The following is a 12,511-nucleotide window of genomic DNA, read 5'->3' on the forward strand; positions in this document are numbered from 1 at the left end:
TGCGGGGGCCGGCGCGTCAGGCGGGCTGGGGCGTCTGCAGGGCGGGCTCGGCGGGTCCGGACGCCGCGTCGGGGCCCGTGCCGGCGCGGGGGCCGCGGTCGCGGAGGGCGAAGAACAGCCGGAAGGCGGCCACCCACATCAGGACCGCGCCGAGCATGTGCAGGACGACCAGGACGGCGGGGACGCCGAGGAAGTACTGGACGTACCCGAGCGCGCCCTGCGCGACGATGAGCACGAGGAGTTCGTTGACGCGGCGGCGTGCCGCCGCGGGCGCGTCCGTCCGGTACAGGGCCACGGCGATGACCGCGGTCAGTGCGCAGACGACCCAGGCGGTGATGCTGTGGACGCGGGTGACGTCGGTGATCTCGAAGCCGTAGCGGCGCGACGAGGCGTCCCCGGCGTGCGGGCCGGTGCCGGTGACCACCGTGCCGGCGACGAGCACGACGGCACTGGCGGCCAGGAGCGCGGCGCCGAGGGCGCGGATCCAGGGGGCGACGAGGGGCCGGGGCGGCGCGTCGCCCTCGCCGGACCGGATCCACAGCGCCACGCAGAAGACGAGCAGGGCCGGGGAGACGAGGAAGTGCAGGCCGACGGCGGCCGGGTGCAGCTCGGTCAGCACGACGATGCCGCCGATGACGGCCTGCGCGACGACGCTCATCGGCTGGGCGAGCGCCCACCGCACCAGGTCCTTGCGGCGCGGGACGAGGCGGAGCGCGGCGACGAAGACGAGCATCCCGACGGCCAGCACCACGAAGGTGATCATCCGGTTGCCGAACTCGATCGCCATGTTGATGGTCTCGTGCTCGGGATGCGGGGTGGGGACGAGGCTGTCGCCGGTGCACTTGGGCCATTCGGGGCAGCCGAGCCCGGACTCGGTGACGCGGACGGCGCCGCCGCTGACGACGATGAGCACGTTGCCGATGACGCCGAGCAGTGCGAGCAGCCGGAACGAACCCGCCGTCGGACGCCACACGGCGTCCCGCGCGCGGATCAGCGGGTTGGGGGTCGACTCTCGCTTTGTCACGCCGACCATGCTATGGCCGCCCCCGCGCACCCGTGACACAACCCCCCGGGAGCGGTGCCGGGTCACCGTTTCCGCAGGTCGGGCCGGAGGAAGCCGGACGGCCCGCGCGGGGCCCACGGCGGCCCGCCAGGGGCGCGGGGCGCCTGCGGGACGCGCAGGAACGCGTGCCGGGCCAGCGCCATGAGGTTGAGCAGGGCGTCGCGCCGCGCGGTGAACCAGTGCGGGTCGGCGACGCCGCGGTCGACGCGCTTGTGCAGCAGGGCCAGCTCGGTCGCGGCGAGCTGGTAGTCGACCATGGCGCGGCCGGCGGGCGGGCCGCCGACGGCGCGGGCCCAGCGGCGGGCGGCGCGGCGGGCCGGGATGGAGCGCAGCATCCGGACGTCCGCGGCGGTGACGAGCCCGGTCGCGGCGTACAGCGGGAGGTACGTCTCGATGCGGCGGACGGTGCTGCGGCGCTCGACGGCGACGATGGCGATCAGTCCGACGAGGATGCAGAAGTCCAGCAGGTACACGACGCCGAGCCCGGCGAGGCCGGTCGACGCGGCGCCGTTCCACAGGCCGTGCAGGATCATGGCGCCGAGCAGCCCGGCGAGGGGGGCGAGGAGCTGGCCGCGGCGGTGCGTGGCGGCGTAGGCGACGCCGAGGCCGGTCATCGAGGTGAACAGCGGGTGGCTGAGCGGCGCGACGAGCCCGCGGAGGATGAACACGGCCTGGAGCTGCTGGGCGCCGCCGTCCTCGAACGCCCGCATGTAGTAGGTGATGTTCTCCATCATCGCGAAGCCGAGGCCGACCATCGCGGCGTAGATCAGCCCGTCGGCGAACCCGTCGATCTCGTTGCGGCGCAGCCACAGCATGCCGAACAGGACGGCGCCCTTGAGCGTCTCCTCGATGACCGGCGCGCCGAAGGTGGCGCTGACGAAGTGGCCGTCCGCCTCCCCGAAGACGGGGACGGTGACGTAGAGCAGCCCCGCCGTGTTCAGGACGAGGGCGCCCAGGACGGCGACGCCCGCGCCCCACATGAACGCGAAGACGAGCGCGCGCGGCGGCTCGGGCTCCAGCCGGTCCAGCGCGAGCGCGAGCGCGATCAGCGGCGGGATGGGCAGCACGGCCAGCAGGAGCCCCACCCAGAAGCCGCCCCCGCCGGACAGGACGTCGACGCCGAGGGCGGCGAGGGCGCACAGCCCCGAGACCGTCAGCCCGGCGATGAGGCCGATCGGCGGGCGCCCCGGGATCCGCCCCTCGAGCACCGCCTTCGGGTCCACACGCGCCATGACGTGAGCGTAACCGGCGCCGGGCCGCGCCGCCGGGACGGGACGGTCACGTTGCGTGATCGTTGTGTCCGGGGCGCGGGGGCCGTCAGTGCAGGAGCGGGTCGACGGACACGGCGAGGAACAGCAGCGCCAGGTAGACGTTCGACAGGTGGAAGAACCGCATGGGCCGCAGGTGGACGCCCGTCACCCCGGCGCGGACCGCCTTCAGCAGGCGGTGCCCCTCGGCGAGGAACGCCAGGCCGAGCACCGCGGCGACCGCGCCGTAGACGGGGGTCATCCCGCCGACGGGCCACAGCAGCAGCGAGCACGCCACGGTGGCGTAGGTGTAGACGAGGCTCTCCACGATGACGCGGCGCTCGCCCTTGACGACCGGCAGCATCGGGACGTTGGCGACCGCGTAGTCCTCGCGGTAGCGCATCGCGAGTGTCCAGGTGTGCGGCGGCGTCCACAGGAAGACGACGCCGAACAGGACGAACGGCGTCCAGGAGATCTCGTCGGTGACGGCCGTCCAGCCGATGAGGACGGGCATGCAGCCGGCGATGCCGCCCCACACGACGTTCTGTGAGGTGCGCCGCTTGAGCAGCAGCGAGTACACGAAGACGTAGAACAGGATCGCGAACAGCGAACCGGCGGCGGCACGCGGGTTGACGGCGACCGCGAACCCGACCGTGGACAGCACGGCGAGGGTGATCCCGAACACCAGGGCGCGGGCGGGGGTGACCTGGGCGCGGGCCAGCGGGCGGCGCCGGGTGCGGCGCATCTTGGCGTCGATGTCCCGGTCGATGTAGCAGTTGATCGCGTTGGCGGCCCCGGCGGACATCGTGCCGAACGCCAGCGTGAGCAGTACCGTGCCCAGCGGCGGCACGCCCCCGGCCGCCAGGAACATCACCGGGATCGTGGTGATCAAGAGCAGCTCGATCACACGCGGCTTGGTGAGCGCGACGTAGGCGCGCACGCTCTCGCCGATCGACCGGCGCGCGGCCGGTTCGGCCGGCGTCGGCTCGGGGGGCGCGATCGGCATGTGCTCGTCGAGCTCCACCCCGCGCTTGTTACTGAGCACCGTCACAATCGGGTCCACGTTCAACTAGGCATGTGAAATCGCGTACCAACTCGGCGGTGCCCCCGTGTTCGGGCCGACCTCGGCTGGGTGCGACTTTCGGCTTGGCGAATACGGCGGCCGCTCGTTGTCAACCGCGCAATCACTGTAGTCCGACCCCTCCGGAGGTCGTGCACCGGGTCGCCTGACACACCGTGACCGGCGTGTCGGCGGGTCCGCGGCGCCCGTCGCGGGGCCCGCGGCACGGGGCGGTGCCCCGCCCGAATCCCCCGTCTTATCCCCCCGTCGGGGGGGTTAGCGGAAGGGCGATCGGGCAAGGGTGCAGGGAGCGGCCCGGCCCCCGCCGGAGCATGCGCGCGAACGTCCGGCGGACGTCCCCGGCGGTGGGGGGCGGTGACGTGCGCGCGGTCACGCGTGGGCCGCACGGCCGCGCGATAGGCTCGAATCGGGCACGGCGTGATCTTCGGCCGGGCGTCCTGCCCACAGCGCACCGCTCCACAGAGGGGGGCGCGGCGTTTCGCCGCACGTCGACTCGCCGCACGGCGCGATCATGTACATAGAGCGGTTTCGAGAGGAGCCTGGCGTTCCGTGACTAGGGACAACAGCACGTTTGAATGGTCTGACCTGGACCGGCGGGCGGTGGACGTGGTCCGCGCCCTGGCCATGGACGCGGTCGAGGAGGCGGGCTCGGGCCACCCCGGCACCGCCATGAGCCTGGCCCCGGCCGCCTACCTGCTCTTCCAGCGGTTCCTCAAGCACGACCCGACCGACCCCGACTGGGCGGGCCGGGACCGGTTCGTGCTGTCCTGCGGCCACTCCAGCCTGACCCTTTACATCCAGCTCTACCTTTCGGGCTACCCGCTGACGCTGGACGAGCTGAAGGCGTTGCGCAAGTGGGGCAGCCTGACGCCGGGGCACCCCGAGCACGGGCACACCGCGGGCGTCGAGACGACGACCGGGCCGCTCGGCCAGGGCATCGCGAACGCGGTCGGCATGGCGATGGCGGCGCGCCGCGAGCGCGGGCTGTTCGACCCGGACGCGCCGCAGGGCGAGTCCCCCTTCGACCACACCGTCTGGGCGTTCTGCTCGGACGGCGACATCCAGGAGGGCATCAGCCACGAGGCGTCCGCGCTGGCGGGCCACCAGCGGCTGGGCAACCTGGTGCTGCTGTGGGACGACAACCACATCTCGATCGAGGACGACACCGCCATCGCGCTGTCGGAGGACGTGCGGGCCCGCTACGAGGCGTACGGCTGGGACGTCCACACCGTCGACTGGACGGAGAACGGCGACTACGAGGAGAACGTCGGGAAGCTCGCCGCGGCGTTCGCCGCCGCGCAGGCCGAGACGTCCCGCCCGTCGTTCATCGCGCTGCGCACGATCATCGGCTGGCCGGCGCCGAACAAGAAGAACACCGGCAAGGCGCACGGCTCGGCGCTCGGCGCCGAGGAGGTCGCGGCGACCAAGCGGATCCTCGGCCTCGACCCGGCGGAGAGCTTCCAGGTGCCCGAGGACGTCCTGGCGCACGCCCGCGCCGTGTCCGACCGGGGCCGCGCGGCGCACGCGCGGTGGACCGAGCGGTTCGAGGCGTGGCGCGCGGCGAACGCCGAGCGGGCCGCCGAGTTCGACCGGATCTCCCGGCGGGCGCTGCCGCCCGGCTGGGAGAAGGCGCTGCCGACGTTCCCCGCGGGCAAGGAGGTCGCGACGCGCGCGGCGTCCGGCGAGGTGCTGGCCGCGCTGGCGCCGGTGCTGCCGGAGCTGTGGGGCGGTTCGGCCGACCTGGCCGAGAGCAACAACACGACGATGAAGGGCGAGCCGTCCTTCGTCCCCGAGGAGTTCCAGACCAAGGAGTTCCCGGGCGGCCCGTACGGGCGGACGCTGCACTTCGGGGTGCGCGAGCACGCGATGGGCGCGATCTGCAACGGCATCGCGCTGCACGGCGGCACCCGTCCCTACGGCGGGACGTTCCTGGTGTTCAGCGACTACATGCGCCCGGCGGTGCGGCTCGCCGCGCTGATGAAGCTGCCGGTGACGTTCGTGTGGACGCACGACTCGATCGGCCTCGGCGAGGACGGCCCGACGCACCAGCCCGTCGAGCACCTGTGGGCGCTGCGGGCGATCCCGGGCCTGGACGTCGTCCGCCCGGCGGACGCGGCCGAGACGGCCGTCGCGTGGCGCACGATCCTGGAGCACTCCGACCGTCCGGCGGGGCTGGCGCTGACCCGGCAGAAGCTCGCGACGCTGGACCGCGACGGCGAGCTCGCCTCGGCGGACTGCACGGCCAAGGGCGGGTACGTCCTGGCGGACGCCACCGACGGGCGGCCCGACGTGATCATCATCGCGACCGGCAGCGAGGTGTCGCTGGCGCTGGAGGCCCGCGAGGCGCTGCAGGCGAAGGGCACCCCGACCCGGGTCGTGTCGATGCCGTGCGTGGAGTGGTTCGAGGCGCAGACCGACGCCTACAAGCAGCAGGTGCTGCCGCCCGGCGTGAAGGCCCGGGTGTCGGTCGAGGCCGGGATCGCGATGGGCTGGCGGGCCTACATCGGCGACGCCGGCGAGTCGGTGAGCCTGGAGCACTTCGGTGCCTCGGCGGACTACAAGACGCTGTTCCGGCAGTTCGGCATCACCGCCGACCGGGTCGTCGCGGCCGCGGAGGCGAGCCTGATCAAGGCGAACGTGAAGCACGCCGGGCGCGGCGAGACCACCGGCAACTGACCCTCCGGCCTCGCGGAACACTCGATGACGAGGGAGATAGCGAAGCGATGAGTGAGATTCTGAAGCGGCTGTCCGACGAGGGCGTGTCGATCTGGCTGGACGACATCAGCCGCGAGCGGCTGCGCACCGGAAACCTCGAGGACCTGGTCAAGGAGAGCCACGTCGTCGGCGTCACCTCCAACCCGACGATCTTCGCCAAGGCGCTGAGCAAGGGCACGGCCTACGACGCGCAGGTCCGCGACCTGGCCCTGCGCGAAGTGACCGTCGACGAGGCGGCCCACGCGATCACCACCTACGACATCCGGTGGGGCTGCGACGTGCTGCGCCCCGTGTACGACCGGACGGACGGGCTCGACGGCCGCGTGTCGCTCGAGGTCGACCCGCGGCTCGCGCGCGACACCGCGCGGACGATCGCCGAGGCGCGGGCGCTGTGGTGGACGGTGGACCGGCCGAACCTGTTCATCAAGATCCCGGCGACCGAGGCGGGGCTGCCGGCGATCACCGCGGCGCTCGCCGAGGGCATCAGCGTGAACGTGACGCTGATCTTCTCGCTGGAGCGCTACGGCAAGGTGATCGACGCGTTCTTCGCGGGTCTGGAGCAGGCGCGGGAGAACGGCCGCGACCTGACCAAGATCGCGTCGGTGGCGTCGTTCTTCGTCAGCCGGGTCGACACCGAGATCGACAAGCGGCTCGACAAGATCGGGTCGGACGAGGCGAAGGCGCTGCGCTCGAAGGCGGGCCTGGCCAACGCGCGGCTCGCGTACGCGCTGTACGAGGAGAAGTTCGGCACCGAGCGCTGGACGTCGCTGAAGAACGCCGGGGCCCGTCCCCAGCGTCCGCTGTGGGCGTCGACCGGGGTGAAGGACCCGAACCTCAACGACACGCTGTACGTGGACGAGCTGGTGGCGCCCGGCACCGTGAACACGATGCCGGAGGCCACGCTGGTGGCCGAGGCCGACCACGGCCAGGTGCGCGGCGACACCGTCCGCGGCACCTACGACGACGCCCGCGCGCACATGGCGGCGCTGAAGGACGCCGGCGTGGACTACGACGACGTCGTGCGGGTGCTGGAGGAGGAGGGCGTCGAGAAGTTCGAGGCGTCCTGGAAGGAGCTGCTCGGCTCCATCAGCGGCGAGCTGGAGAGCAAGAGGGCCGGCGCGTGACGTCGGTGGTGACCGCCGGGGGGATCTCGGTCACCATCCGCGGCGCCGTCGTCGACGAGGGCGAGACGGTCCTGGACCGTCTCGTCTCCGACGGGGTGCCCGGGGCCCTCGCGTCCCGCAATCCGCATCTGTGGGGCCCGGACGCGGCCCCCGCGGCGGCCCGCCGGCTCGGCTGGCTCGGGCCGCAGGAGTCCGCGCGTTCCCTGCCGGCCCGGCTGTCCGGGCCGGCGGGGTTCGCCCGCGGCGCCGGTCTGGACCGGGTCGTGCTGATCGCGTCGGGCGGGCCCGCCGTGGCCGCCGAGGCGGTCTGCGCGGCCGCGGGGGCCGACCTGACCGTCGTCGACTCCACCGATCCGCACGAGGTGACGGGGGCGCTCGCGGGCGACCCGCACCGCACGATCGTCGTCGTGGCGGACGACGGCATAGACGACGGCGCGGACGGCGCCGGGCACGGGCTCGAGGTGGACGCGCTGCGGCGGGTCTTCGCGGGGGCGTTCCGCGACGCGGGCCTGTCCGGCGCGGACCTCGCGCGCCGGTTCGTCGTCGTGGCGCCGCCCGGGTCGGCCGCCGCGCGCGCCGCGCCGGAGGCCGGGCACCACCTGGTCGAGGCCGCCCCGGACGTGGACGGGCGGTACGGCGCCCTCGACGCGCGCGCGTTGACCGCGCCCGCGCTCGCGGGCGTCGACGTCGCGGCGCTGCTGGACGAGGCCGCCGCGCTGGCGGGCACGCTGCGGCAGCCCTACGACAACCCGGCGCTGACGCTCGGCGCCGCGCTGGGCGCGTCCGCGCTCGCCGGGCGCGACAAGCTCGTGATCGCCGACCACGGCTCGGGGCTGACCGGCTTCGGGGCGTGGGCGGAGCAGCTGGTGGCGGGGGCGCTCGGCAAGGACGGCCGGGGCCTGCTGCCGGTCGTGGTCGAGGACGTCGAGGCGCCCGGGTTCGAGCTGACGGCCGACATGCGGCGGGTGATCCTGGGCCGCCGCCCCGACGAGCCCGGCCCCGGCCGCGAGGCGGGGGTGAGCGTGGCGGGGCCGCTCGGCGCGCAGTTCCTGCTGTGGCAGTGCGCGACGGCGGTCGCGGCGCGGGTGCTCGGCGTCGACCCGTTCGGCGAGCCGGACGTGCGGGAGTCGGCGGCGAGCATCGCGGCGCTGCTGCGGTCGGAGGAGGGCACGGCGCCCACGGTGGTGCGCCGCCCGCCCGCCCTGGTCGAGGGCGCGGTGGAGGTGCACGCCCGGGAGGACGCCCTGAAGGGCGCGGCGACGCTCTCGGGGGCGCTGGAGGCCGTCGTGGAGGCGGCGCCGGACGGCGGCTACCTCGGCGTGCTGGCGTACCTGGACGGCCGTGCCGACGCGGAGGCGGCCGGGCTGCGGCCGCTGCTGGCCGCGCGGGCGGCGAAGGTGCGGCGGCGTCCGGTCCCGGTGACGTTCGGCTGGGGGCCGCGGTACCTGCGCACGACCGGGCAGTACCACAAGGGCGGCCCGCGCAACGGCGCGTTCCTGCAGATCACGGGCGCGGTCAGGACGGACGTGCCGGTGCCGGGGCGGCCGTACAGCCTCGGCGAGCTGCAGCTCGCGCAGGCGTTCGGCGACCTGCGGGTGCTGCGGTCGCTGGGCCGTCCGGCGGTCCGGCTGCACCTGCGGGACCGGGCCGAGGGCCTGGCGCAGCTCGCCGACGCGCTCTGCTGACCGGCCGTCCCGGAGGGCGGCCGCCGGACCGCGGGGATCCGCGGGACGGATACGGACTGCCCGGGGTCGCGCTACTCTGTCCCGCGCCGCCCTGATCGTCACGGCACAACGGAAGATCAACGGAGATGGTCGCCAATGACCGTTCTCTCCTGAAACGATGGGGACAGGCAGGAGGGAACGTGTCCGGATTCGACGTACTGACGCGCGGCGACGTGCTCGACTCGGCGCTGCAGGCGCGGGACTATCTGGTGAGCTGCGGCGTCCCCGGGGCGCTCGCCGCCAAGGACCCCGAGCTGTGGGGGCGGCGCGCGGTCGACCACAGCCGGCTCGGCTGGCTCGACCTGCCGTTCGCGTCCCGCGGGCTGCTGAACCAGGTCGAGGGCCTGGTCGCCGAGGCGCGCTACTCCGGTCTCGACCACATCGTGCTGATCGGCGTCGGGGCCGAGAGCCTCGCCGCGCAGGCGATCATGGAGGCGCACGCGTCCGGCGGCGCGGCCGGGCGGCCGGACCGCCCGGCGGGCGAGCTGACCGTGCTGGACGGCAGCGACACCGCGGCGCTCGCGTTCGCGCTGGAGCGGCTGGACCGGACGCTCGTGGTGCTGGCCAGCAAGGCGGGCGTGTCCCTGGAGGGGGACGCCTACCGCCGCATCTTCGCGAACGCGTTCCGCGACCTCGGGCTGTCGCAGCGGGAGATCGCGGGCCGCTTCCTGGTGATCACCGACCACGGCAGCCCGCTGCACGACTTCGCCCGGCAGAACGGCTACCGGATCGGGCTGACCGACCCGTACCTGCCGGGGCACTTCGGCGCGCTGTCGGCGTACGGGCTGGTCCCGGCGGTGCTGGCGGGCGCCGACGCGAACGCGCTGCTGGAGGACGCGGCGTCGCTGGTGCCGTCGCTGTCCAAGGAGGAGGACAACCCCGGGCTGCTGCTCGGGGCGGTGCTGGGCGGCTGCGCGCAGCAGGGCCCCGGCGGGATCGCGCGCGACAAGGTGGTGCTGCGGGAGCCGGGCGGCCCGGGCGCCCTGAGCGCGTGGGTGTCGCAGCTCCTCGCGGTCGGCACCGGGCGGCGGGGCCGCGGCGTGGTGGCGTTCGAGCCGTCCGGCTGCCGCGGGTCGTTCCCCGACGTGCACGGCATCGCGCTGAACCCGCCGTCGGCGGCGCACGACGACTCCGACACCGCGGTGCTGGCGCCGGTCGGCGCGCAGTTCCTGCTGTGGGAGTACGCGACGGCGGTCGCCGGGTGGCTGCTCGGGGTGAACCCGTTCGAGACCGGCGCCACGGCGGTGCAGGAGGCCGAGGACGACGCGGCGACGCTGCTGCGCGCGGCGGCGGGCGGCCCGCTGACCGCGGAGCGCCCCGCGTACACCGAGGACGACATCGAGGTGTACGTCGACTTCCCGTGGCCCGCGCACGCCGATCTGCGGACCGTCCTCGGCGGCCTGGTCGGGTCGGTGCCCGCCGACGGCTACCTGGCCGTGATGACGTACCTGTCGGGCGACTTCTCCGGCCGCTACCTGGCGCCGTCGCTGGCCCGCGCGTCCGGACGCCCGGTGGCGTACGGGCCGGGCCCCGCCTACCCGCACGCGACCGCTCCGGTGCACAAGGAGGGGCCGGGCAACGGCGCGTTCCTGATCATCACCGGCGACCCGGTGCCGGGGGACGCGCTCGCCGCGCACCCCGTCCCCGGCCGTCCCTACAGCCTGGCGCAGCTGCGGCTGGCGCGCGCGCTGGGCGAGCTGCGGACGCTGCGCGCGCGCCGCCTGCCGGTCATCCGGCTGCACCTGCGCAACCCGGTGGAGGGCGCCGGACGGCTGACCGAGGCGGTGCGGGAGGTCGCATCGATGGTCTCCGCGGGGCGGGGGCAGTGAGACCGGGACACGGCACCCCCGGAGTCGCGGACCACAGCTCGGTCGTCGCGGGCGACGCCGCCGTCACCGCGCGCAGGCCCCTCAAGGACGCCGCGGAGCGGGTGCTCGGCCGGCTGTGGATCGACCAGGTCCCGGTCCGGCTGGCGTCGGAGGACGCGATGCTGTGGCCGTCGGCCGCCACGGCCGAGGTCGAGGGGAGGCGGCTGTGCTGGCCGGGCCGGCCGGGGCCGGGGCGCGCCGTGCTGGAGCGGGTCGCGGAGTTGCGGCGGGGGCTGTTCGGGGACGCCGCCGAGCCGGGGCCGCCGACGCGGGTCGTCCTGGTGGGGCGGGGCACCGCGGTGCGCGCCGCCGAGGCGGTCGTCCGGGCCGCCGGGCCGGACGCCCCGGGCGTCCTGCCGCTGACCGTGCTGGACGACCTGGAGCCGGGTCCGCTCACCCGCCTGGCCGCCGACCCGGCGGGCCTCGCCGGGACCCTGGTCGTGGTCGCCGGGGACGACCCGGTCACCGACACGCTCCGCCGCGCCCTGCACGCGGTGATGCGCGACGCGGGCCTCGCCCCGGACGATCTCGCGCGCCGGTTCGTCACGGTGGCGCCCGCCGGCTCGGCGGCGGCCAAGGCGGCGGCCGAGGACGGCCGGCCGCTCGTCGAGGCGCCCGCGCAGACGGCGTTCGGTGCGCTGTCGCCGTACGCGCTCGTCCCGGCGGCGCTCGCGGGCGCGGACGCGGCGGCGCTGCTGGACGGCGCGTCGGCGGTGCTTCCCGCGCTGACCCGCCCGGAGGACAACCCGGGGCTGGTGCTCGGCGCGATCCTGGGCGGGGCGGTGCGCGCGGGCCGCGGCACGCTCGTCCTCGGCGGCTACCCCGCCGCGCTGCCGGGCCTGGCCGGGTGGGCGGCGCGGCTGCTGGACGAGGCGACCGGCGGCCGGCTGACGACGGTCGTGCAGGGCGGCGGCCTGCCCCTGGTGCCCGACCCGGACCTGTTCCTCGTGACGCTGGACGGCCGCCCCCACCAGGACGACGCCACGGTGTCGGGCCCGCTCGCGGCGCAGCTCGTCCTGTGGGAGTACGCGGCCGCCGTGGCCGCCTACCTGCTGGGCGGCGACCCGCTCGCCCCGCCGCCGCGGCGGGCGCCGCTGACGGTGGACGACGGGACGGGCGACCCGGTGTTCGCCGACGGCGACCCGGGCCGGGCCGTCGAGGTGCACACGACCGTCCCGTCGCTCGCCGAGGCGCCGGACCTGCCCCGCCTCCTGGACGGCCTGGCGGCGCTGGTCGGCCCGGGCGAGCACCTGGCGGTCGTCGCCTACCTGGACCCGGACGAGACGCGCGGGCAGGGCACGCAGGTGCGGCGGCTGGCCGCGCTGCTGGCCGCGCGCTGCGACCGTCCGGTGACCGTCGCGTGGGGCGGCCGCCGCCCCGTGCCGGACGGCTCCCCCGCCGAGTCCGGCGCGGGGAATGATCAGCGGGACCGGGGCGTCTACCTGTTGGTGACGGGCAACGTCGTCCGCGACGTGCCCGTCCCGGACCGCCACCACGGGCTGGGCATGCTGCAGCTCGCGCGGGCCCTCGGGGACGCGCGGGCGGCGCGCGCGGACGGCCGCCCGGTGGTCCGGCTGCACCTGGAGAACCGCTGGGCGGGACTCGCCCGGCTGCTCGACGCCGCAAGAGGAGAGGGGTGATCCCGCCCCGGCGCCACTAATTCGGCGCCGTCGGGGGACACACGGGATC

Annotated in this window: 8 protein-coding genes; 5 read left to right on the forward strand and 3 right to left on the reverse strand. The window is 75.2% G+C overall.

Features of this window, described 5'->3' with window-relative positions:
* Positions 1-16: 16 nt before the first annotated feature.
* The 3 genes from H505_RS46820 to H505_RS0137375 form a co-directional block, all read right to left on the reverse strand.
* Positions 17-1,024 carry a COX15/CtaA family protein gene (locus H505_RS46820; RefSeq protein WP_245592734.1) on the reverse strand — a complete coding sequence of 336 codons (1,008 nt, stop codon included), beginning with the start codon at positions 1,022-1,024 and terminating at the stop codon, positions 17-19.
* Positions 1,025-1,086: 62 nt separating this feature from the next.
* The gene (locus H505_RS0137370; protein ID WP_026406046.1) at positions 1,087-2,295 is read right to left on the reverse strand and encodes a PrsW family intramembrane metalloprotease; all 1,209 of its coding nucleotides are present in this window, start codon (positions 2,293-2,295) and stop codon (positions 1,087-1,089) included.
* 85 nt (positions 2,296-2,380) lie between these two features.
* Positions 2,381-3,316 carry a heme o synthase gene (locus H505_RS0137375; RefSeq protein ID WP_034521966.1) on the reverse strand — a complete coding sequence of 312 codons (936 nt, stop codon included), beginning with the start codon at positions 3,314-3,316 and terminating at the stop codon, positions 2,381-2,383.
* Between the two features lie 624 nt (positions 3,317-3,940).
* Here H505_RS0137375 and tkt point away from each other — a divergent pair.
* The 5 genes from tkt (at position 3,941) to H505_RS46830 (ending at position 12,462) form a co-directional block, all read left to right on the forward strand.
* Positions 3,941-6,067 (forward strand): transketolase, encoded by a 2,127-nt coding sequence (gene tkt, locus H505_RS46825; RefSeq protein ID WP_034521806.1) that lies wholly within the window; start codon positions 3,941-3,943, stop codon positions 6,065-6,067.
* Positions 6,068-6,114: 47 nt separating this feature from the next.
* Complete coding sequence (tal, locus tag H505_RS0137385) at positions 6,115-7,230, forward strand: transaldolase (RefSeq protein WP_026406048.1); 1,116 nt, start codon at positions 6,115-6,117, stop codon at positions 7,228-7,230.
* Positions 7,227-8,915, forward strand: coding sequence for a glucose-6-phosphate isomerase (locus tag H505_RS0137390; protein WP_026406049.1), 1,689 nt, complete (start codon positions 7,227-7,229; stop codon positions 8,913-8,915). Before tal ends, H505_RS0137390 begins: the two co-directional genes overlap by 4 nt.
* 179 nt (positions 8,916-9,094) lie before the next feature.
* Positions 9,095-10,783, forward strand: coding sequence for a phosphoheptose isomerase (locus H505_RS0137395; RefSeq protein WP_051301597.1), 1,689 nt, complete (start codon positions 9,095-9,097; stop codon positions 10,781-10,783).
* The gene (locus H505_RS46830) at positions 10,780-12,462 is read left to right on the forward strand and encodes a hypothetical protein (RefSeq protein ID WP_051301598.1); all 1,683 of its coding nucleotides are present in this window, start codon (positions 10,780-10,782) and stop codon (positions 12,460-12,462) included. Before H505_RS0137395 ends, H505_RS46830 begins: the two co-directional genes overlap by 4 nt.
* Positions 12,463-12,511: the final 49 nt, after the last annotated feature.

The sequence above is a fragment of the Actinomadura rifamycini DSM 43936 genome (genome assembly GCF_000425065.1).
Taxonomy (GTDB): Bacteria; Actinomycetota; Actinomycetes; order Streptosporangiales; family Streptosporangiaceae; genus Spirillospora; species Spirillospora rifamycini.